The 22,055-nt window shown below is 34.4% G+C and carries 23 protein-coding genes and 1 pseudogene; 9 read left to right on the forward strand and 15 right to left on the reverse strand.

What is annotated here, in order from left to right:
- Positions 1-39: 39 nt before the first annotated feature.
- The 11 genes and pseudogenes from fliP to fliF all read right to left on the reverse strand — a co-directional run bounded on the left by fliP (position 40) and on the right by fliF (position 9,804).
- On the reverse strand, positions 40-741 hold the full coding sequence (gene fliP / locus H3S73_RS09785; RefSeq protein ID WP_370528576.1) for a flagellar type III secretion system pore protein FliP: 702 nt from the start codon (positions 739-741) through the stop codon (positions 40-42).
- Positions 742-786: 45 nt separating this feature from the next.
- Positions 787-1,227 carry a flagellar biosynthetic protein FliO gene (gene fliO, locus H3S73_RS09790; protein WP_198236511.1) on the reverse strand — a complete coding sequence of 147 codons (441 nt, stop codon included), beginning with the start codon at positions 1,225-1,227 and terminating at the stop codon, positions 787-789.
- Positions 1,227-1,544, reverse strand: a pseudogene (gene fliN, locus H3S73_RS09795) (flagellar motor switch protein FliN); the annotation flags it as partial. The gene fliO and the pseudogene fliN, both read right to left, overlap by 1 nt.
- A gap of 55 nt (positions 1,545-1,599) precedes the next feature.
- Positions 1,600-2,646 carry a flagellar motor switch protein FliM gene (gene fliM / locus H3S73_RS09800; RefSeq protein ID WP_198236510.1) on the reverse strand — a complete coding sequence of 349 codons (1,047 nt, stop codon included), beginning with the start codon at positions 2,644-2,646 and terminating at the stop codon, positions 1,600-1,602.
- Positions 2,647-2,651: 5 nt separating this feature from the next.
- Positions 2,652-3,119, reverse strand: coding sequence for a flagellar basal body-associated FliL family protein (locus H3S73_RS09805; protein WP_172398442.1), 468 nt, complete (start codon positions 3,117-3,119; stop codon positions 2,652-2,654).
- A gap of 172 nt (positions 3,120-3,291) precedes the next feature.
- The gene (locus H3S73_RS14035) at positions 3,292-4,506 is read right to left on the reverse strand and encodes a flagellar hook-length control protein FliK (protein ID WP_198236509.1); all 1,215 of its coding nucleotides are present in this window, start codon (positions 4,504-4,506) and stop codon (positions 3,292-3,294) included.
- Positions 4,496-4,957 carry a flagellar export protein FliJ gene (gene fliJ, locus H3S73_RS09815; RefSeq protein WP_086326424.1) on the reverse strand — a complete coding sequence of 154 codons (462 nt, stop codon included), beginning with the start codon at positions 4,955-4,957 and terminating at the stop codon, positions 4,496-4,498. The genes H3S73_RS14035 and fliJ overlap by 11 nt, the downstream gene beginning before the upstream one ends.
- Before the next feature lie 18 nt (positions 4,958-4,975).
- Positions 4,976-6,340: a flagellar protein export ATPase FliI gene (gene fliI / locus H3S73_RS09820; protein ID WP_198236508.1), complete on the reverse strand. Its 1,365-nt coding sequence runs from the start codon at positions 6,338-6,340 to the stop codon at positions 4,976-4,978.
- 8 nt (positions 6,341-6,348) lie between these two features.
- Positions 6,349-7,101: a flagellar assembly protein FliH gene (locus tag H3S73_RS09825; protein ID WP_198236507.1), complete on the reverse strand. Its 753-nt coding sequence runs from the start codon at positions 7,099-7,101 to the stop codon at positions 6,349-6,351.
- The gene (fliG, locus tag H3S73_RS09830; protein WP_039126443.1) at positions 7,094-8,092 is read right to left on the reverse strand and encodes a flagellar motor switch protein FliG; all 999 of its coding nucleotides are present in this window, start codon (positions 8,090-8,092) and stop codon (positions 7,094-7,096) included. The genes H3S73_RS09825 and fliG overlap by 8 nt, the downstream gene beginning before the upstream one ends.
- Positions 8,092-9,804, reverse strand: a complete 1,713-nt coding sequence (gene fliF, locus H3S73_RS09835) for a flagellar basal-body MS-ring/collar protein FliF (RefSeq protein ID WP_198236506.1) — start codon at positions 9,802-9,804, stop codon at positions 8,092-8,094. The genes fliG and fliF overlap by 1 nt, the downstream gene beginning before the upstream one ends.
- A gap of 172 nt (positions 9,805-9,976) precedes the next feature.
- On the opposite strand from fliF, the gene fliE reads away from it, so the two are divergent.
- Positions 9,977-10,282 (forward strand): flagellar hook-basal body complex protein FliE, encoded by a 306-nt coding sequence (gene fliE, locus H3S73_RS09840; RefSeq protein WP_039126446.1) that lies wholly within the window; start codon positions 9,977-9,979, stop codon positions 10,280-10,282.
- Positions 10,283-10,962: 680 nt separating this feature from the next.
- On the opposite strand, the gene fliT is transcribed toward fliE, so the two are convergent.
- The 3 genes from fliT to fliD are packed head-to-tail and all read right to left on the reverse strand — an operon-like array spanning position 10,963 to position 13,145.
- Positions 10,963-11,310: a flagellar protein FliT gene (fliT, locus tag H3S73_RS09845; protein WP_198236505.1), complete on the reverse strand. Its 348-nt coding sequence runs from the start codon at positions 11,308-11,310 to the stop codon at positions 10,963-10,965.
- Between the two features lie 14 nt (positions 11,311-11,324).
- On the reverse strand, positions 11,325-11,702 hold the full coding sequence (gene fliS / locus H3S73_RS09850) for a flagellar export chaperone FliS (RefSeq protein ID WP_039126450.1): 378 nt from the start codon (positions 11,700-11,702) through the stop codon (positions 11,325-11,327).
- Positions 11,703-11,711: 9 nt separating this feature from the next.
- Entirely contained in the window at positions 11,712-13,145 is a 1,434-nt protein-coding gene (fliD, locus tag H3S73_RS09855; RefSeq protein WP_086326419.1) for a flagellar filament capping protein FliD, read from the reverse strand.
- Between the two features lie 335 nt (positions 13,146-13,480).
- Here fliD and H3S73_RS09860 point away from each other — a divergent pair, with 335 nt between their 5' ends.
- The 8 genes from H3S73_RS09860 to flgL all read left to right on the forward strand — a co-directional run bounded on the left by H3S73_RS09860 (position 13,481) and on the right by flgL (position 20,897).
- The gene (locus H3S73_RS09860) at positions 13,481-14,293 is read left to right on the forward strand and encodes a flagellin (RefSeq protein WP_039126453.1); all 813 of its coding nucleotides are present in this window, start codon (positions 13,481-13,483) and stop codon (positions 14,291-14,293) included.
- 175 nt (positions 14,294-14,468) lie between these two features.
- Positions 14,469-15,185 (forward strand): RNA polymerase sigma factor FliA, encoded by a 717-nt coding sequence (locus H3S73_RS09865; protein WP_039126456.1) that lies wholly within the window; start codon positions 14,469-14,471, stop codon positions 15,183-15,185.
- Between the two features lie 184 nt (positions 15,186-15,369).
- Positions 15,370-15,690 (forward strand): flagellar transcriptional regulator FlhD, encoded by a 321-nt coding sequence (flhD, locus tag H3S73_RS09870; RefSeq protein ID WP_039126561.1) that lies wholly within the window; start codon positions 15,370-15,372, stop codon positions 15,688-15,690.
- 15 nt (positions 15,691-15,705) lie between these two features.
- Positions 15,706-16,311, forward strand: a complete 606-nt coding sequence (gene flhC / locus H3S73_RS09875) for a flagellar transcriptional regulator FlhC (RefSeq protein ID WP_086325973.1) — start codon at positions 15,706-15,708, stop codon at positions 16,309-16,311.
- A 43-nt stretch (positions 16,312-16,354) separates the two neighbouring features.
- Positions 16,355-17,242, forward strand: a complete 888-nt coding sequence (gene motA, locus H3S73_RS09880; protein WP_198236503.1) for a flagellar motor stator protein MotA — start codon at positions 16,355-16,357, stop codon at positions 17,240-17,242.
- Positions 17,242-18,135: a flagellar motor protein MotB gene (gene motB, locus H3S73_RS09885; RefSeq protein WP_086325974.1), complete on the forward strand. Its 894-nt coding sequence runs from the start codon at positions 17,242-17,244 to the stop codon at positions 18,133-18,135. The genes motA and motB overlap by 1 nt, the downstream gene beginning before the upstream one ends.
- A gap of 164 nt (positions 18,136-18,299) precedes the next feature.
- The gene (gene flgK / locus H3S73_RS09890; RefSeq protein ID WP_198236502.1) at positions 18,300-19,943 is read left to right on the forward strand and encodes a flagellar hook-associated protein FlgK; all 1,644 of its coding nucleotides are present in this window, start codon (positions 18,300-18,302) and stop codon (positions 19,941-19,943) included.
- Positions 19,944-19,958: 15 nt separating this feature from the next.
- On the forward strand, positions 19,959-20,897 hold the full coding sequence (gene flgL, locus H3S73_RS09895; RefSeq protein WP_198236501.1) for a flagellar hook-associated protein FlgL: 939 nt from the start codon (positions 19,959-19,961) through the stop codon (positions 20,895-20,897).
- Positions 20,898-21,026: 129 nt separating this feature from the next.
- Here the strand turns inward: flgL and flgJ are convergent, their stop codons facing one another.
- Complete coding sequence (flgJ, locus tag H3S73_RS09900; protein ID WP_198236500.1) at positions 21,027-22,046, reverse strand: flagellar assembly peptidoglycan hydrolase FlgJ; 1,020 nt, start codon at positions 22,044-22,046, stop codon at positions 21,027-21,029.
- Positions 22,047-22,055: the final 9 nt, after the last annotated feature.

The following is a 22,055-nucleotide window of genomic DNA, read 5'->3' on the forward strand; positions in this document are numbered from 1 at the left end:
ACTAGAATTTTTTGACTAAAATTACTTAACTAAAATTCCCTAACTAAAAAAGCTTTGCGCTAATGAACCAAGTAATAAGTGCCAACCATCTGCTAATACAAACAACATTAACTTAAAGGGTAATGATACCGTTGCAGGTGGAACCATCATCATCCCTAATGCCATAAGTGTACTGGCTACCACTAAATCGATAATTAAGAAAGGAATAAAAATCGTAAAACCTATTTGAAAAGCGGTTTTTAACTCACTGACTACAAAGGCAGGTACCAAAATTTTTAAAGGAATATCTTCTCGGCTTTGGATCTCGTTTTGGTGGGACATATTCACAAATAACGCTAAATCATTTTCGCGGGTTTGAGTAAGCATAAACGCCTGCAATGGTTTAGTTGCGGTGGATAAAGCTTCTTGCATAGTGATTTGATTTTGTGAATAAGGTATATAAGCATCTTGATAAATTTTATCAGTCACCGGTGACATAATAAAAAATGTCATAAAAAGAGCAATACCTAAAATAACTTGGTTAGGTGGAGCAGATTGTGTCCCTAAAGCATTACGCAATAAACCCAATACAATAATAATGCGGGTGAAACTGGTCATTAGCAGTAGTATTGCAGGAATAAAAGTGAGTAAGGTCAAAAAGACCAATGTTTCTACGGGTAATGACCAGCTTTGTTCATTGTCCAACGTAGTACGAGAAATGATAGATAACGGTGAGATTTCAGCAAAACTATATTGGCTAATCGACAATAAGCTCAGCAAAATAACAGATTTTAACCGCACTACCCATTACTCCTTTCTTAATTTCAAAATGGACTGTAACATTTGCTCAAATATCCTATTTCTGGAAAAATCTTTCACTCTTGAAGAAGGTTCTGCTAGTAGCATATCGGTTCGTTGTTCATTTATGGTATGCAGTAAAGTCATCTGCTGCCCAGTCACACCAACAACTAATAATTGATTATCGACATGAACCAAAACAATTCGCTCTTTAGGATTGATATTGTAAGTGGCTTTTACCTCAATCAATTGTTTATTTGGCGTTTTCCAATTAAAACGTTTTACTATCCACCCTAATAATAAAATCACTGCAATCACACCGATAAGCGACATCCCCATTGATGTAATTATTTGCGTGTTTACTTTTAATTCAGGTGATACAGAAGTTATCGCAATTGTATCTGTTGCAGATATTGAAGGCTGAGCCTTATTTTCGTATATAATATCCATTAACGACTCAACCTACGTACACGCTCTGATGGAGTTATAATATCAGTGATGCGTATGCCATAATTATCACCGACAACCACAATTTCGCCTTGGGCAATTAAATAACCATTAATTAATATATCTAAAGGTTCACCAGCAAGACCATCTAATGCAATGACTGATCCTTGAGTTAAATTCAATAAATCTTTAATTGCCATCTTGGTTCGACCAAGTTCGACACTCAAATCAATCGGAATATCTAAAATAAGATTAATATCCTGCTTTTGTTCTTCAGTTTGTTGTGGTGATAGTGTTTCAAAAATAACGCCTTGAGTAGATAATTCATCACCGCTTTCATCGACTTTCGGGATCTCTTCACTATCTTGTCTGATATCAGTCATTTTGCATTCCCTCATTTAATTGTTCTATTACAGGATTAATAACCTGTTCTACTTTAATTGCATATTGTTTATTAACTTTACCGTAATGACCTTTTAATACTGGTACCCCCCCGACGGTAACATCTAAATTTGTCGGTTTATCGATCACTAAAATATCGTCAGTTTTTAACGCTAATAGTTTAGAGACAGTAGTTTGAATACGAGTAAAGTTAGCAACTAATTCGACAGTGGATTGTTTAATGCCAGAGGTTAATGAACTCATCCAAATATTATCATCTTTATAAGTTTGCTGCTCGATAGGCGGTTTGATTAAAGATTCTTTAATTGGCTCAACCATGGCATAAGGTATACAAATATAAAATGTCGCTTTAAAGCTACCAATTTCAATTTTAAATTTGGTAGTTAAAACCACATCATCAGGAGAAGTAGTAATATTAGTAAACTTACTTTGTATCTCAGAGCGAATATACTCAGTTTCAATTGAATAGATATCTGCCCACGCATTTTGATATATAGTTAATGCTAACTCTAAGACTCGTTTAATGATTTGTTGTTCAGTATGAGTAAACTCACGATCTTCTGTTGCAACCTTATTTGTACGTCCATCCCCACCAAATAATGTATCAACCACAATAAACACTAATTCAGGTGAAAACGAAAATAAAGCAGAGCCTCTTAAAGGATTAAGATGTACTAAATTTAAATGATATGTTGATGAAATATCGGAAAAATATTTAAAGTTTTGTGTTTCAATTGGAGATGCAATCACATCAGTATTGCGGCGTAACAGATTAAATAAACTTATTCTGAACTGGCGAGCAAAACGTTCATTAATAATTTCTAATGCGGTTAAACGTTCAGGAACAAAGCTATGTTTGACCGATAAATCGTAAGGTTTAACATCGGCTTTTTTGCCTGATGGTAATGATACAACATTTGTATCAGTAACGTTATCTTTAGTGGCAATTGAGCTTCCTGATACAGGGTTAGTATTCTTGTTGCCATTAATGTCGGTTATCGGTTCACGCTTATCAGACATAACAATCACCGTATAATAAAATCAGTAAAGAGAACTTCATCGATTTTTACTGAGTGTTTGATATCATATTGGCGTGATAACGTATTTTTTATCTGTTCTTGTAATTCAAATTTACCCGTTTCTTGTTTTAATTTACTAACATATTGTTTAGATAATAAAAAAAGGATATCGCTTCTAACTTCAGGTAAATATTCTAATAATGCGGTTTTTTGGTCTTCATCGGCAACACGCAATACCATACCAACATAAAGAATTTTATTAATATCACCATTATCTTCTGATGCAGGTAATGAGACAGTAAATGGTTTTAAGGTTAAAAAAACCGGCGATACGATAGTTATTTCATCTTGCTTTTTAGTCTTGGTTTTTGGTTGATTTTGGAACCATAAATAAGCAGCTGCACTTAATGCTAACAGCGTGATGAGAATAAGTATTAAGTTCAAAATATTCACTTTCTTTGGAGTAGTTGGCATATTTATTCTTATCCCAATAAAAAATTTATAACCATTAAATGGTAATAATGATAAGAATAATAAATCAAACATGTAAAATTGATTTGAAGAATAGGCAATAAAAATATTACCTATTTAACGTTTTCAATTTATTTTTAAGGTACTAAACAGACAATAAATCACAAACTATCTTTTAAGCAAATACGCTCAAACCTGACTTAACAATATGTTTTTCGTTGTTTGACTGCTCAGTAATTTTGTCTACCGTGCTTGATACAACGGTATTCGATTGTTGACGATGATTATTTTGATGATGCATCGCTGATTGCTCGCCATCACTCATCATCGAAAAATCACTTATATCAGTTTGTTGTAAGGTAAAACCTTGTTCTTGTAATGAAGTTCGTAAAAATGGTATTGCAGATTCTAACAACCCTTTTACCATATTATGTGCAGCCATCATATGAAGATTGATATTATCATCGGTCATATCAAGTTTAATATGTAACGAACCTAATTCTTGAGGATGTAATTTAATTTCGGCAGTTTGCATTCCCTGACGGTTAAACATCACAATGTGCTGAGTTAACGATTTTTGCCATTGCGCTACATCAACAGGCATAGATAGATCCATTGTATAAGGCGTTACAGTCGAATTCGCTGATGATAACAAGTTCGGTTCATTGGTCATCGGTGACAAAGACGAAGCTTGATGGATAGGCGTTATTACATCGTTACCCCCTAAATTCATAGCAAAATCAGTTTGCGGAGAGGTCACTTTTGGCATCACATCACTAATACTTGATAAGTTATTTGATGAATTAAATAAATAATTACTCGTATCATGGTTAATTTCAGTATTTTTATGGTTGATAAGTGCGGTGTCAGCTCGACGTTTTGCTTCAAATAATGACATAAAATTATTTTGTTGCGTTATCGAGTGAATGACACTCCTTTCATCATGAATAAATTCGTTGGCTGGCTCACTGTCTAATGGATTTGTCGATAGATTTGTCGGTAGATTAGTCAATAAGTTGGCTTCTAATATTTCAGAATTTATCTTATTTGTTGGCAATGAAGATGGGTTGGTAGGTATATCCCTATTGTCTACACTGTTTACCGCTGTCGAACTGATAATAGCCAATTTTTCCTGATCGAAATACTCAACAGCAACGGGATAACCGCCAATAATTAACTCATCATCCTTAGCGTTATTATCATCAAGTTCCTCATTATCAATATCGTTGGATTTGATTTGAGTTGGCTTATTAGCAGGTTGACTATACTGTTCACTCAGTAACAATAACTGCTCAAACAGATTACTATCATTATCAATGGTATCTTTAGTAACAACCTCTGATTGATGCGCTGGCATTAAGTTTAAATTACCAATCAAATTAATACTCACTCAATATCCTCCTTGCTAATTGCTGCTGGGCAAATTCATCGGTCAGTTTTTGTTGTAAACGGTTTTGCTGTTGTAAATATTTGTTATATTGCTTACTTAACAATGTTGTATAGGTGTTCAAACTTTTTTGTGATTGATTAAGCTGGTTAGTAATCTGCTTTTGTTTGATATCTAAGGTTAATAACAGTTTTTTTTGCTGCTCTATCCCTTGCTCAATTGTGGCAATAAAAGCATTAAAATTATTTAATTCATAGCCTTTTATGCCATCAGATAAGGCATCATTCAGTTTTTGTTGATACTCAGCATAGTAATCATTTAAGACATTGAGTTGTGACTGTGCTTTATCCTGATTCTCATTTGCTTTTTTTAACTTAAGTAAATTATCGTCAACCGATTTTTGCGCTAATTTTTTTAATGTTGTAAAAGCTAATTGTGAAGGATTTTCATTCATGAGTACTTTCCTAACCGATTAATGTTGACTCACAATCGCGGCTAATTGTTGGCACGCCTCTTCATATCCACAATGTTCGTAAATACCTTGTTGCAAAAATTTTTGCATGGCTGGATATAAATTTATCGCCTTATCTAGCAAAGGATCAGTACCTGCCACATAGGCGCCAACATTAATTAAATCGCGATTACGTTGAAAACTGGAAAATAGCTGTTTAAATAAGCGTGATTTCTTTTCATCTTCAGTAGCGGTAAGTTCGGTCATTACTCGACTAATGGATGCTTCAATATCAATAGCGGGATAGTGGCCTGACTCAGCAAGCGCACGCGACAAAACAATATGCCCATCTAATATTGCCCTAGCCGAATCAGCTATCGGATCTTGTTGATCATCGCCTTCGGTTAAAACCGTATAAAAAGCAGTAATGGCCCCTTTACCATGTTCGTCATTGCCTGCCCTTTCAACAAGAGCCGGTAATTTTGCAAATACAGAAGGTGGATATCCTTTGGTGGCTGGTGGTTCACCGATTGCTAAGGCAATTTCTCGTTGCGCCATAGCGTAGCGAGTCAAAGAATCCATGATTAATAAAACATTAAAACCCTGATCGCGAAAACTTTCAGCAATTCTTGTTGCATAGGCAGCGCCTTGCAAACGTAATAATGGTGATACATCGGCTGGTGCAGCGACCACAACAGCACGGGCTAAACCCTCTTCACCTAAAATATTTTCGATAAAATCTTTAACTTCTCGTCCACGTTCACCAATCAAGCCCACTACAATAATATCGGCTTGTGTATAACGAGCCATCATACCGAGTAAAACACTCTTACCGACACCCGAGCCAGCAAATAGCCCCATTCGTTGGCCTTGTCCGACAGTTAATAATGCGTTGATGGCTCTGACCCCAACATCCAGAACTTGATGAATCGGGGTGCGATTTAAAGGATTGAGTGTTTTATTGACTAAACCAGCATATTCAACATGTTCTGGTAGTGGCTTACCATCTAACGGTTTACCCATGGCATCAACGACTCGACCTAATAACGCCATACCGACGGGTAATAATTTATGGCTAAAATGCGCTAAATCATATTGTAAAGTATAAACTCGAGCACCTAATAAAATGCCATCGGTTGCCTCAAATGGCATCAAAAATAAAGTTTGCCCATTGAATCCAACCACTTCACACTCGACCGCATCAAGTTGACCATTAGATTGTCGCTCAACAAAACAGTTTGAACCTAATGGTAATTTTAACCCCACAGCTTCAAGCACTAATCCCGATGCTTTGACTAATCGTCCATATTGGCGAATTAAGGATAAAGATTGAAGTTTCTGCGTAGCTTGGCTAATTTTGTTGATCCATTGCGATGAGTAAGTCATATTAATGCTCACCTTTCATGTAAACAATCGGACATAATTTGCCAATGATTGTCAACATTGGTATCAATTTCATTGGTATCTGTAAAAATTTTACAGCCACCACTTTCAATATTAGGATCGGCGATAAATTGCCAATGGTATTGTTTAATTTCTTCACTTATTATTGGCTCTAACCACAACAGATCATCAGGGTTAAGATGCAATAAAATCGGTTCGGATAACATCGAACACTGTTCAATAAGCATTTGTATCGTAAAGACCAGCTGCTTTTGTTTGACTTTAGAAAGAGTGCCAACGGTTTTTTGTGCAGCAACCAATGCTAAATCAATTAATTTGGGGACGATTAACTCATCAATATCATTAATTGACTGCTGAAAATTGCGTATTAAATCAGTGATGTTCTCTACTGCTTTTAACTTTTCATCGCTAAGTTGCTGCTCTATCTGTTGACGTCCTTCTTGCTGTCCAAGCGCAAATCCCTGTTCATAACCAGAGTGTTTACCCACATCAAAACCTTCCGTTTGACCTAATGTGAACCCTTCTTGATAAGCTTGTGCTTTAACTTCTTGCTTTAACTGCTCAAGTGTTTCTTGGTCAACATCAGGTTCTTTATTCGATTCAATTAACTCTAATTCCTGTTCAGGCTGGCAAATTTCACTTTCTTGGGTACTGTCGTTGGTACTGAGTTGTGATAACGTTGCCGAAGTTAAATCCTGAAAAATAAGTGGTTTCCAGTTCAATCTACGGGATTGATTATACATACTCATCATCACCACGACTCAAGATAACTTCACCACTTTCCGCTAAGCGACGCGCAATAACCAAAATTTTCTTCTGTTCAGTTTCAACTTGCGATAGGCGCACAGGAGGTCTGTTTTCCAGATCTTCACGTAAAATAGAGGCGGCACGTTGTGACATATTACTTAATAACTTATCACGTAATGCGACTGATGCGCCTTTCAAAGCAATAATTAATGTTTCATTATCAACATCTCTAAGTAGACGTTGGATACTTCTGTCATCAACTTCAATGAGATTTTCAAATAAGAACATTTCATCAATAATTTTTTGAGCAAGTTCGTGGTCATAATCACGTAACGCATTGATAACAAGCTCTTCTTGATGAGATTTCATTAAGTTAATAATTTCTGCTGCGGTACGAATGCCACCCATATTATTCAGTTTAAGATTTTGACCATGTAATAATGTAGATAATGATGTCGATAAAACTTGTAGCGCTGATGGTTCGACACCTCCAAAAGTTGCAATACGTAACATGACATCATTACGTAATTCGTCATCAAACAGATTTAAAACTTCAGCAGCTAAATCCCGATTCAGATGAATTAAAATAGTAGCAATAATTTGTGGGTGCTCTTTTTTAACCAGATCAACTGCTCGTGCAGCATCAACAAAATTAAGCATTTCAAGACCATCGGTGGCTTCTTCTCGATCAGTTTCTAACAACTCATCAAGTAAACGTTCGGTTTTTTCACTACCAATGGATTTTTCGAGTACTGAACGTAAATAACCATCGGCATCGGTAGTTAAAACGGCACAATTTTCAAGTGTAAATTGACATTCATTAAGAATACTTTTCAATTGCTCTTGCGAAAGCTGTGGTAAAGACATCATTGCACTACTGATATGTTGTACTTCTTTAGGGTTAAGATATTGCATCACTTTGGCAGCAAGATCTTCACCCAATACCATCATTACTGTAGCGGCTTTTTGAGTTTCACTTAAATTCATTATTCTGTGTCCCTCTTATTCATCCAACCACGAATAATTAATGCCATTACCCGAGGCTCTTTCTCGACAATTTTTCTAATATATTGTTGTTGTTGCATATTATCTTCAAACATTTTCTGCTGCTGTTTACTGTGCGCTTTATAATCTAATTTCTCATCTAGCGTTGCTTGAGCATCCGTCGATTTATTATTAACACTTAAGAAATGTCTTTGTAGTTTCAGCCATACTGAACGCAATACTTTTCGCCAGATAATCCAAATGATTAAAATATAGATTAAATATTTACCGCCTGTTTTGATAGAATCATAAAATTCAGACGTTTTCCAAAACGCGATACCACTCTCTTCATCAAACTCTTGATCTGTAAATTTTAAATTGGCAACAGTCAAACTATCACCACGTAATTGGGAAAAACCCATCGCTTGACGAGCTAATAATTCAATGTCGTTTAATTCATTACTATCAAGTTTTACCCATTGTTCGGTTGGAAGTGATAATTTATTTTCATCATCACTCTCATTTGTCTCATTATTCTCTGATTCATTGGTCACAAGCTTATAGTTAACTAGTACTGCAACCGATAAACGTTTAATGCGCCCTTCAGGTATTTTGCTGTGTACAACTTGCCGATTCACTTCATAATTTAAAGTATTATTGGATTGCCAGTTGCTCGGCTGCTGCTTATCGGCAATATCGTTGGATTCCTTGTCTTCATCAATAGGGGCACTTGATGTAGGTACAGGTTGATTAGATAACGCACCTGGCACACCACCTATGCCATAACTATTAATTGATTGCCGATTTTCCGTTAACTGTTTACTGCGAATAGTTTGCTTGGCAATATCACTGTTAGGATCATAAATTTCTGAAGTCGATTCTTGTCGGCTAAAATCAACCTCAGCATTCACTTGCACCCGAACATTATTTTTACCCAAAATAGGGATAATAATTTTTTCAACGCGCTCACGAACACTGTTTTCAATGCGTTCACTAAATTCTAATTGCGCCACATTGGCATTTCGGTCACGATAATTTTCACCGGTTAATAGATGACCATGTTGATCAATAATCGTAACTTTATCGGCCTGTAATTCGGGTACACTACTTGAAATTAAATGAATAATGGCATCAATTTGCCCTTGTGATAGACTGCGACCAGGTAATAACGTTAATGCCACAGATGCGGAAGGAAACTTTCGTTCTCGGACAAATAATGATGGTTTAGGCATCGCCAAATGCACTCTAGCATCATTAATGCTACTTATAATTGATATTGTTCTGGATAATTCGCCCTCCAAAGCACGTTGGTAATTAACCTGTTCATTGAATTGACTCATACCAAAACTTTCTTTATCGAGTAATTCAAAGCCAACAGCACCACCTTTAGGCAATCCTTGTTGAGCAATACGCAAACGCGTATCATAAACTTTATCTTCAGGAATTAAGATGGTCGATCCCGACGATGAAAATTTATAGGGGATATTCATCTTATCGAGCTGGCTGATAATCTCGCCACCATCTTTATCATTTAAATTACTAAATAAAACACTATAAGAGTCATCTTTAACCCATAAATAGATGATACTGATAATAGCAATAGCAATAACAGCTGCAATTGACCCTGCCATTTTGGCATTGTGTTTTATTTGGTTAATAAAAGGTAATTTATTTAATATTGATTCACCTTTACCGTCGACTGTTTGGCTAGCCATAAAAATCCTAATGCTAAGCTGATTAGATTAATTCTAGGCTCTATTATCTTTGTATTAATAAAAATCAATAGCTAAAAAAACACAGCATTTTCCCCTTACTTATGCCATTTAGTTTTTGCCTTGTATGATAAATTGCACAGTAAAGTGACAAAATGAAAATTACCAAGCCGTTATGACAACGATCAATACATTAAATACAAATGAACTTACAAATTTAAATGCACCCTATGCCACAAAGCCTCAATTAACCGATGAGAATAACTTTATCAATGAGTTAAAAACCGCATTGGATAACATTAGCCAATTACAAATACAAGCCAATCATTCAGCTAAAGCGTTTGAAATGGGAGAACCAAATGTTTCTCTAAATGAAGTAATGGTTAATATGCAAAAATCTTCAGTTTCGTTACAATTTGGTATTCAAGTTCGAAATAAATTAGTTTCAGCATATCAAGAAATCATGAATATGAATGTTTAAACCATTATCGGATAGCTAATCATCTACTAGATGATGGTATTTTGGTTTAAAAAATATGATTAATTAACTGCCAATTTTTATAGTAAATTGGCTTAACCTCACCACTATTGTTGCAACAACGACTAATCAATCGCTCTCCTTTTAAATTTTTATTATTTGAAAAAATTAAGATTATTAATTTTTAACACCATGCAAGTTATTACATACAATCGGCATGGTAAAGTTTGCCATTTAGTTTTACATTAATAAATAGTCTGGATCAAGTTAAGACTCAGGTGATCAGTTTCCCGGCAATCTTTTCAACGGGCAATACCACTTATAAACTTTATAACGCGTGTTTATTTATTGGCAAGATATGTTTATAAACAGAACTAAGGTCTGAAGATTTTGAAAATGGAGATCTAAAATAGACAATCAATCCTAATGATCCTTTAGGAAATTTATTCGTTTGTGAATATACCTATAGCAACCCCAGAAGTTATCCAGTGCTTGATGCAAAAGGTGCACGTTATTGCGAAATGAGGGAGTCGCCATTGCAAGCACAGTGTATGCTTTAAAGATGTAAAATTAATCAATAAAAAGTTTGAGGAAAGGTGCTTTTTATATGTTAAAAACCCTTTTCCTCAATTACGTTTAGTTAATTACTAACTTAATAAATAAGGTCAAGGGTATTTAGTTACTTATACTAGGTTGGCAACTTTTTGATAACTGCCTATTTTAGTTTGATAATCAACTTGTTCGCCAATAAGCTTGCTCAGTTCACTACGCCGCACATGCATTAATTGGACTAATTGCTGATGAGTGCTAATGATATTGTTGAAATACATTTTCATAATATCTTGCTGTTGTGTAGACATATTTTCAATAACAGGCAAACCTTCATTTAGTTTAACATCCTCCGTTAATTGATGATATTTGGCTTGCCAACTGATTAAAGATTCCCAATCTTCTTTTTGACTATCAATTAGCATTTGTCCAACAATATAATTAAGTTGCTCATATTGTTCTAATAATAAATTAGTATTCAAAGCCAATACTCCCACTATGCTATCTCTCGCCAAGCTTGAGCAATATTATCAAGCAAATCAAAACAGGTTTGCAGTTTTTCCCTATCATTATGTAAGTTAGCTAAAACCAATTGCTGGCTAATGTAGTGATAAAGCTGATCTAAGTTTTCGGCAATTTCACCACCCTGCTCTAAATTAAGACAACTTTTAAGCCCATTATCAATGATATTAATTGCTTTGGAAATGGCTTTTCCTTTACCTGCAATATCACCTTTCTGTATATATAAATCAGCGAGTCGAATAGCATTAAGCGCACCGTCAAATAACAAAACAATAAGCTGATGTGGTGATGCCTGACTGACACTGGTTTCTAAATTAACTTGTTTATAAGCTTGAGATCCCATTTTATACATTGTTATGCCTTATTTTTTTAAATTCGCCATCATTTCAAATTGGGTAGTAAGGTAATTACTCATACCATTTAATTGATTGATTAATATATCTAGTTTGGTAAATTGCACCCGATAACGCTCGATCGTTTGGTCAATGGAGTTATTAACTTGATCATAACGTTTATCTAATGATTTTAACGTTGAATTTAAACCATTCGTTGCAGTATCAATCATGCCATCACTATCAATAAAGCTACTAACTTTGGCAAACACTTCGTTAGCAATGCCTGTTGTTTCACCATCGCCTGTAAATAAAATGGCTACTGCTTCACTGTTTTCTTTAAGGGCTTTTTCCAATTCGTTTTCTTTAATCACCAACTTGCCGTTGCTATCCATATTGATACCAATTTGTGATAGTACCGATAATTCACCTGCTTGACCTTTCGAAAATATAGAGCGAATACTTTGATCAATATTACGTAGTGTGGAATCTCCAATCAGTGGTCCATTATTACTATTTAATTCATCTGAATTGGCATCGCTGGCAGTAAATTGCGTTAAAGTTGATATGGTTGATTGCAATTGATTGAATGCATCCACCCACTCTTTAAGTGCCTCTTGCGTTTTTTCATTATCCGCCGCGATAGTTAAATTTTGTGAGGTGGTTGTGACCGCTTTTAACGTGATATCAACACCCGGAATAACATCTTTAACAGTATTTGATGCACTATTAACTGTAATACCATTGAAACTAAATTTGGCATCTTGCGCTTTAGCGACTTCACTCATTGCCGATGAATCAGCTTGATTAATATCAAAGCCAATGAGTGAATTAAGCTTATCATCATCGGATGAAACAGAAGTAATGGTTTGTTGCTCACCGGTTTCTTTTGATGTAATAACTAACTGATAACTATCCTTTCCTGAACGCACAATGGTTGCATTTACGGTTGATTCACTGGTTGAACCATCTTCATTAACCACTTTTGCTTGATTGATCGCATTGGCAATCGACTCTAACGACGTCTCATCTTTGGATAAAGTAACATTTAACTTTTGGCCATTGGCTTGTTCAATGGTAAGTGTTCGAGTTTCATTATCATTGCCGAGCGCTGCATTTTTATCGTTTACCGCATTAGTTGCAACGCTATGTGCACGAGCAAGTTGTTCAACACTAACGGAGTAATTACCTAATTGAGCATTACTTCTGACATTAGTCGTAAAATAATTGTCATTACCTGATACGGTACGACCATGAAAAATTTCTTTTTTTTGCAATTTGGCTGTCGCATTATTAAATGTGGATAACGCACTTTTTAACTTGCCAAAACCACTAATCTTATTATTTATTGCTTTTTGCTGCGCTTTTATTGGGGTAAGACGATTTTTTTCAACGGCTTCTAATTGATCTAATACTTCATTTAAATCAATACCAGAACCAATTCCTAAAATACTCATTGCCATGATTAATTATCCTAATATAAATTCTTTCATCACTTGTTTTATCGACCAATGTAATAAAAAGTTTAGTATTGAGAATAAATTCACAGGTTAAAAGTAACAATCTGAGATTGTTTAATGCAGTAGGATATATTTTATAAAAACAATATTTACATAACTAATTGAAAAATAAAAATAATATCATTTATTTTTAAAAAAATTTTTTTAAAACCAATATTCGTGGAAAAAAATACTAAAGTTTCTTTTTTTAAAACCGATAACTAAAGTATCAGCAAACATATTGAATAACTCTCTTCAATATCGTGTTGATCAAACTTATTATATTAAAGGAGATAAAAATGGCACAGGTAATTAATACCAATAGTATGTCTTTAATGGCAAGAAATAATCTAAATCATTCTCAAAGCGTTCTTGGAACTGCAATTGAGCGTTTATCATCTGGTATGCGTATCAACAGTGCTAAAGATGATGCTGCAGGTCAAGCAATTGCTAACCGTTTTTCTTCAAGTATTCGTGGTTTAACTCAAGCAGCACGTAATGCAAATGACGGTATCTCAATTGCACAAACAACTGAAGGTGCATTAAACGAAATCAACAATAACGTACAACGTATTCGTGAGCTAACTGTTCAAGCAGCAAACGGTACTAACTCTGAAAGCGATCTTGCATCAATTCAAAATGAAATCGATCAACGTTTACAAGAGATCGACCGTGTATCTGCACAAACTGACTTTAATGGTACTAAAGTATTATCTGAAGATAAAACGCTTAACATTCAAGTAGGTGCAAATGATGGTGAAATCATTGCTATCAACTTGAAACAAATTGACAGTGAAAAATTAGGTTTAAATGGTTTCAATGTATCAGATGCGCCAACTGCTGATCCATTAAAAACAATTGATGCGGCATTATCAACAATTGATGAATTACGTGGTGAGCTTGGTGCGGTACAAAATCGTTTTGAGTCAACTGTAAATAACATCAACAATACTGTAAATAACCTAAGTTCAGCACGCAGCCGTATTGAAGATGCAGATTACGCGGAAGAAGTATCTAATATGACTCGCGGTCAAATCTTACAACAAGCAGGTACTTCAGTATTAGCACAAGCAAATCAAGTACCTCAATCTGTACTTTCTCTACTACAATAGAGTATACAATTAGAATTTATGGTCACTCTAATTTGTACTGTAGCAATAATGGTATTTTTTAATACCATTATTGTTAAAAAAGTTAATTACCTATTTTTTTCATCTTATTCTAGCCATTAATTCAATCAATTAGCGTGATAATATTCGTTAGCATTTTTTTATATTGGTTCAGAAAATGAGTGATAGCCTGTATAACTCTCAAGGTATAGTGAATCAAATTGATTGGCAACAGTATATCTATTTAGTTCGTAATGAAGCACTTAAATTAGCGGTTCGTTTGCCAACCACAATTGAACTTGATGACTTATTACAAGTCGGTTATATCGGTTTGCTAGAGACCATAAAGCGGTATGATGCTTCCCAAGGTTATTCTTTTACCACATTTGCCATTCCTAGAATAAAAGGCGCTATGCTAGATGAACTGCGTAGTCGAGATTGGTTACCAAGACAAACGCGGAAAAAAATTAAAGATGTGACAAATGCAATTAATGAGTTAGAAAAAAAACTAGGTGTACCTCCTAATGACCATCAGATAGCGGAATATTTGCAATTATCGATTACTGAATATCACAAAGTATTATTAGATTCAAATTACAGTCAGATATTTTCCTATGATGAAATACAAAAAAAATTAGGCGATAACATCGACACATTAATTGAATCAGGCTCTGATAATAACCCTTTTTCTTCAATCATTAATGATGAAATTCGCAATATTATGATTCAACAGATTGATAAATTACCTGAAAAAGAAAAAATGGTTTTAGCACTTTATTATCAAGAAGAGCTGAATTTAAAAGAGATTGGTAACGTGATGAATATTAGTGAGTCTCGTGTAAGTCAGTTACATAGTCAAGCAATTAAACGAATACAAAGTAAGATTACCTTATAAAAACAGAATTAAAAGAGAAAAGCGCAGAAAAATAATTCGAAAATAAATTGATATGATTTTTTTATTGACGTTTTTCATTTAAAAATGTAATTTTAAGTATAAAAAAATTATTGTTGTTTTATTTTATCAATTATTCGTTTTTTTATACGGATATAAATATGGATGGGTGATTAAATTGGGAAATATATTAGATGATGATATTTTGAAATCTATACACCACTTGAATCTTTCAACACTCTTGTTAAGTCAAAAGATGCTTGAAAAAGATAAAGCGATGGCAATGTATCGATTAGGTATTGATGAAGAAACAGCCGATATACTCAGCAGTTTAAATACGTCGCAAATGTTAGTTTTATCCGAAACCAATCAATTAACATTTCAATTGCGATTTGAAAACGCAGAAATGATGAAGAAACTCACAGAAGACTCGCGCATAAGTGATATAAAACAAATGCATACGGGCATACTTTTATCAAGTTTACTTTTAGATTCATTAAATAAGTAGTGGAAAGGAATCAGGATGAAAGATACAAGTATCATTCAAAAATATAAGGAAGTTCAATTAGCTACCCGATTAATTTCACTTGGTGCAAGAATTCAAATGCTAGAAAGTGAAACAAATTTAAGTCGAGGTAAACTAATAAAACTGTATAAAGAAATTCAAGGCTGTCCTCCTCCTAAAGGTTTATTACCGTTCTCCACTACATGGTTTATGACTTGGGAACCCAATATTCACTCTAGTATATTTTACAATGCTTACCGTTTTTTGGTGAAACATGGCACAAAGCCCGGTATTCAAACAATTTTAAAAGCCTACCAACTTTATTTAGAACAATGTTCATTCTCACATGAAAACAAACCCGTCTTAGGAATAACTCGTGCTTGGATTTTAGTCAAATTTGTTGAAAGTAATGTCATGCAACAATCCTGTTGTAAAGAGTGTCATGGACGATTTATCACCCATGCTTACCAGCCATACAACAGTTTTATTTGCAGTTTATGTCAGCCACCATCAAGAGCGGAAAAGAATAATAAAACCCCTAAAGAAAACCATGAAAAGTGTTTGCAGGTACTATCAATACCTAGTGGTTTTAATTCAGCAATTGCTAGAAAAATGACAGTTTGAAATTAATAGTAGAAACATAAATTATGGAGAAAAAGGAAATCCAATGCTAATAATTATAGGTTATATTGTTGTTATCGCTTCTGCACTACTTGGTTATGTTTTAAGTGGTGGTTATTTAGCAGTTCTTTTTCAACCATTAGAGTTTCTAATTATTGGAGGAACAGCAATCGGGGCTTTTATTGTCAGCAATGAAAAGAAAGTAATTAAATCGACACTTAAAGCATTAGGTCAATTGTTTAAATCATCCAAATATAATAAAACACTTTATCTAACACTGATTAATTTAATGTACACCATTCTTACCCAAATTCGACAAAATGGTACATTATCTATTGAATCTGATATTGATAATCCAAAAGAAAGTGAATTATTTAAAAAATATCCGCTTATTTTAGCCAATCCTCAAATCTGCGACTTTATCACTGATTATTTGCGATTAATGATTAGTGGCAACATGAATGTATTTGAAATTGAAGCACTGATGAATGAGGAGATTGAGACTTATATTCACGAATTAGAAAAACCTGCGGATGCAATTTCAGCTGTTGGAGATGGATTACCTGCTTTTGGTATTGTGGCTGCGGTTATGGGGGTTATCAATACGTTAGCACAAGCCGACAGACCTGCGAGCGAATTGGGAGAACTTATTGCACATGCCATGGTAGGAACTTTTCTAGGTATTTTGCTTGCTTATGGATTTGTCTCACCACTAGCGGCGTTATTAAAGCAAAGAAACGCCGGTGTGATCAAAACGCTGGAGTGTACCAAAGTCATACTGATTGCAAGTATGCACGACTATGCTCCGCAAATTTGCATTGAATTTGGACGAAAAACGTTATTTTCTCATGAAAGACCATCTTTCTTTGAATTAGAAAAATATATCCAAGACGTAAAAGATAAAAATGCCAACTCAAATGAAAATAATAAATAATGAAAGAGAACTCTGTAAGAATAATCACTAAGAAAAAATCCGGACATGGTGGTAGTCACCATGGTGGTTCGTGGAAAATCGCTTATGCTGACTTTATGACAGCGATGATGGCACTTTTTTTGGTCATGTGGTTAATTTCCAAAGCGAGTCCGCAAGAATTACAAGGTATTGCAGAATATTTTAGAACACCTCTTATTTTAGGGCAAAATGGCGGTAAAAACCTAAGTGATAGTGAAAGTCCTATTCCAGGTGGTGGTGACGATGTTATTAAAAACTTAGGTGAAGAAACAAATACGCTTCCAAACCAAAGCCTAACAGAATCTGAATCTAAACAACTTGAAAGATTAGAGCTTATAAAAACAGCTCAAAAAATCTATGAAGTGTTTGAAATCGATCCGAGGTTAAAAAATTTAGCGGCCAACCTGATTATTGAATTAACTGAATTGGGATTACGGATTCAAATTCTAGCAACGGATGACAACCCCATGTTTGAAGTAGGAAGTGCCGTTATTCATTCTGACATGCAACACATTTTACATGCACTTGCACCCATTTTAAATTCTTTGCCAAACAAAATGACATTATCTGGTCACACCGATGAGCGTCAATATGTAACGGGTGATCGAGGGTATAGTAACTGGGAGCTATCGGCTGATAGAGCTAATTCATCAAGAAGGGAACTTATTGCTGGCGGATTAGATTCTGGCAAGATTATTCGCATTATTGCTCTTGCCGATACAGTTAGTTTAAATAATAAAAATTACAGCAAAGATGCTAATCGTCGTATTAGTATTTTAATTTTGAATAAGTCGGCACAACAATATATTGAAGATGAAAATACGATGACGGGAATAGATTTTTTAAAACAAGCAAAACCAATTAAATCAGAGTAATACCAATAAAAACAATTTAATTGTATACGCTAAAAAAATTAAAATCTAAAAAAATCCAATTTTATCTAAAAATAACTAAAGTTTTACGATTTTAGACCGATATAAAAGATAACCTTTTAAGTTAATAATTTGGTTATTAACTGAAATTATATTTAGGAGCTATTATGTCAAATTCATTGATGAATACAGGTATTAGTGGATTAAATGCAGCACAAAATATGCTTAATGTGATAAGTAATAACATTAGTAATGCACATACCGTTGGTTATAATCGTCAGCAGCAAATTTTGCGGCAAGCAAATGGCACTAAATATAATTATGGATTTGTTGGTAATGGTGTATCAGTATCATCCGTTAATCGAGCGTATAATAGTTTTGTGGTAGGGCAATTACGCCAATCACAGTCACAAAATGGTTCGATAAAAGCTTATTACAACGAATTATCAAAAGTCGATAATTTATTAGCTGAAAATGAAAACAGTATTTCTTCACAATTAAATAATCTGTTTACTAGTTTAAATAAACTCTCCTCTAATGCAGGTAACGCTGCTTCGAAACAGACTGTCATTAATGATCTCAGCTCTTTAGTAAGTAAATTCAATAAAACAGAGTTAAATTTAAAAAATCAGATTGCCAATATCAATACTGAAATTGTTAATAACGTTGATACGATTAACTCATACACAAAACAAATTGCTGACCTTAATCAAAAAATTGCAAGATTACAGGCAGTAAGTGGTGGACTTGAACCAAATGCACTACTTGATGAACGAGATCAATTGGTTAATGAATTAAGCGAAATGATCGGAATAACGGTTACCGAACAAAATGGAGAATATAATATTTCGCTTCCTAATGGTTTAAGTCTAGTACAAGGATCTTCGGCAACTCAATTATCGGTACAACCGTCTAAAGATGATCCTGCTTTAAATACGATTATTTACACGCATAATTCTGGCGCAACTCAAGAACTAACAAGCCAAAATATTGCGTCAGGCCGGTTAAATGGATTATTAAATTTTCGTGATGGACCACTCCTTGAAGCACTCAATCAGCTCGGTTTAATTGCCTTAAATTTAGCTGAGCGTTTTAATGAAGTACATATGTCAGGTGTTGATATTAATGGCGATGCTGGTGAAAAATTATTTGATTATCAGTCTCCTAGCAGTATTGCTAACACCAAAAATCAAGGTAATGCTACGGCTAAAATCAATTACAACAAAGTAACAGATGTAAAAGCGTCTGATTATAAAATTGAGTTCAATGGTAGTGACTGGGTCGTAACCAGATTATCAGATAGTAAACAAATTACACCACAAGTTGAAGATGGTAAGTTATTATTTGATGGATTATCTATTGAAATAGATGGCAATCCAGTTGCAGGCGATAGCTTTTTACTTAAACCTGTTGCCGATGTAGCATCATCATTACAGCTATTAGTGAAAGATGTGAATAAATTCGCAACAGGCATTAATGACGATGAAAATGGTAATGGTGACAACCGTAATGTTGCTAAATTACTTGATATTCAAAACGAAAAATTAATTAACGGTACAAAAACCTTAAATAGTGCTTATAACGCGTTGGTCAGTTATGTGGGAAGTGAAACACAAACCGCTAAAATTTCAGCGCAATCGAGTCAAAATATTACCCAAGAAATTTATGAGCAAAATCAATCGATCTCGGGTGTGAATATTGAAGAAGAATATATTTCAATGCAAGTTTACATGCAGTATTACCAAGCTAATGCAAAGATTATTGATGCTGCAACGACAATATTCGACACCATTTTAGGTTTGGCTAAATGATAAAAGGATGAAAATATGCGTGTTAGTACTAATTCAATGTATCAAAAAAATTTAAATAGTATTTTAGATACCAATAATAAATGGCAAAAATCAGGATTACATTTAGCAACCGGAAAAAAAATCTTATCGCCGTCGGATGATCCAATGGGTTCATCACAAGCGTTAATATTAAAACATTCCCAATCAAGAAATAATCAGTTTCAAGCTGCACGTGAAAGTGCTAATAACTCGTTAAGTCGCCAAGATACCATACTAAAAGAAGCAAATACCGTTATCCAATCGATTCAAGAAACATTAGTTTATGCAGGTAATGAAACGCTAAACGATGAAAACAGAGTTGATTTAGCCAATAAACTACAAGGATTAAAAGATCAGTTAATATCCTTAGCCAATGCCAAAGACACGAATGGGAATTATCTGTTTGCGGGTAACAAAAATGACACGCCTCCTTTTGTTGTCGATGAAAATGGCAAAGTTAATTATGTCGGTGGCTCAACAACCATTAACATATTTATTGATGAAACACGTGAAGTAGCAATGAGTTTTACTGGTGAGCAAATTTTTATGACCGGTGCCAATAATGCTGTTGAAAGTAATATTTTTGCCAGCATTGATTATGCGCTTGAAGCATTACAAATTGATTTAGATGACAACGATCCTGATTCGATTGCGCAATTTAGAGAGGGGCTATCCAAAGCCAGCCAAGGAATCGATAACTCGTTTGAAAACATATCAACCGTGAGATCATCGGGCGGTAATGTACTGGCAGAGGTCGAAAGATTAACAGCCCTTGGTAAGACCTTGGACATCGATTTTGAAATGCAAATTAGTCAAATCGAAGATGTAGATTGGTATGAAGCTATTTCAGACTATGTGATGTTACAAGCAAATTTACAAGCGGCACAATATACCTTTATGAATATGCAAAACATGTCGTTATTTCAAATGAAATAGCGGATTGTCACAAAACTTCATTTATACAAAAACGTTAATACATTATAGTTAACAATATACATAAAAAAACAGGAGGCAAAAGCCTCCTGCTCATTAATTTCTTTAAGTTAAAATCAATTTTTTCCGATACTATTTAAAAGCAATTTGTCTAAAACCCGATAGCGATTTAGGCGGTATACTTTTAGCAATTGTCTCAATACGATTGATAATTTGAATCAGTTTTTCACTATAGTTCGGATCGGTTGCATAATTAGCATCTTGTAATGCTTTAGCGGCTGTTCTTGCGTCGGGCGCATTAACCACTGCACGATAACGTGGATTTTTAGTGAGTAAATTAAGGTAATCCGTTATTGCATGTTGTTTACTATTATAGACTCTAAAATCATCTTGAATTTTAACGCTATTGTTATTTAAAAATTCTTGTGTTGTTAAACGAGTAGAACTGTCTTTCCATGATGGTGACGCTTTGATACCAAAATAGTTATGACTTGGCTGATTATCGGCTGTTTTTATCTGTTTTTTACCCCATCCTGTTTCTAATGCAGCTTGAGCAATAATAACTTCATAAGGAATACCTGAAGCTTTAGCAGCTTTTTTAGCTGGTTCAAACCATTCAACCACAAATTGCGTAATATGATCTTGATCAGAATGATTAGTGGGTAATGATAATTGGTTGACGTCAGCATTCGTTAAATTATTGGCTTTATGTTGCTGATAGAGCAATTGACCTAATGCCGCTGGCGATAGATTTGATGAATTACCACTAAATAGAGATTGTGCTAATTGCAGATTAGTTTGATTATTATTTGCTTGAGATTGCGCATTAATATTAACCGCAGAATGAGGCTGATTCGTTAATTGTTTGGCAATAATATTGGCAAGCCCAAGGCCTTTTCCTGATGTTTGCTGAGCAATTTGCTGATCAAACATAGAGGTAAAAAGTTGCATGGCAGATTGATTAAATAAACCACCATTCGGAACGGCCTTGCGCATAGATTGCATCATCATATTAACGAATAATGTTTCAAACTGATCCGCAACTTGTTTAATGCTTTCATTTGAACCACTAACGGCATCACGTCTTAATTGGTTAATGCTTGAAAAATCATAAGCAAAACGGTTAATGGACTGATTAACTAAATTTTTCATATTAATAAT

It is taken from the genome of Gilliamella sp. B14384G12 (genome assembly GCF_016101825.1).
GTDB classification, from domain to species: Bacteria; Pseudomonadota; Gammaproteobacteria; order Enterobacterales; family Orbaceae; genus Gilliamella; species Gilliamella apicola_N.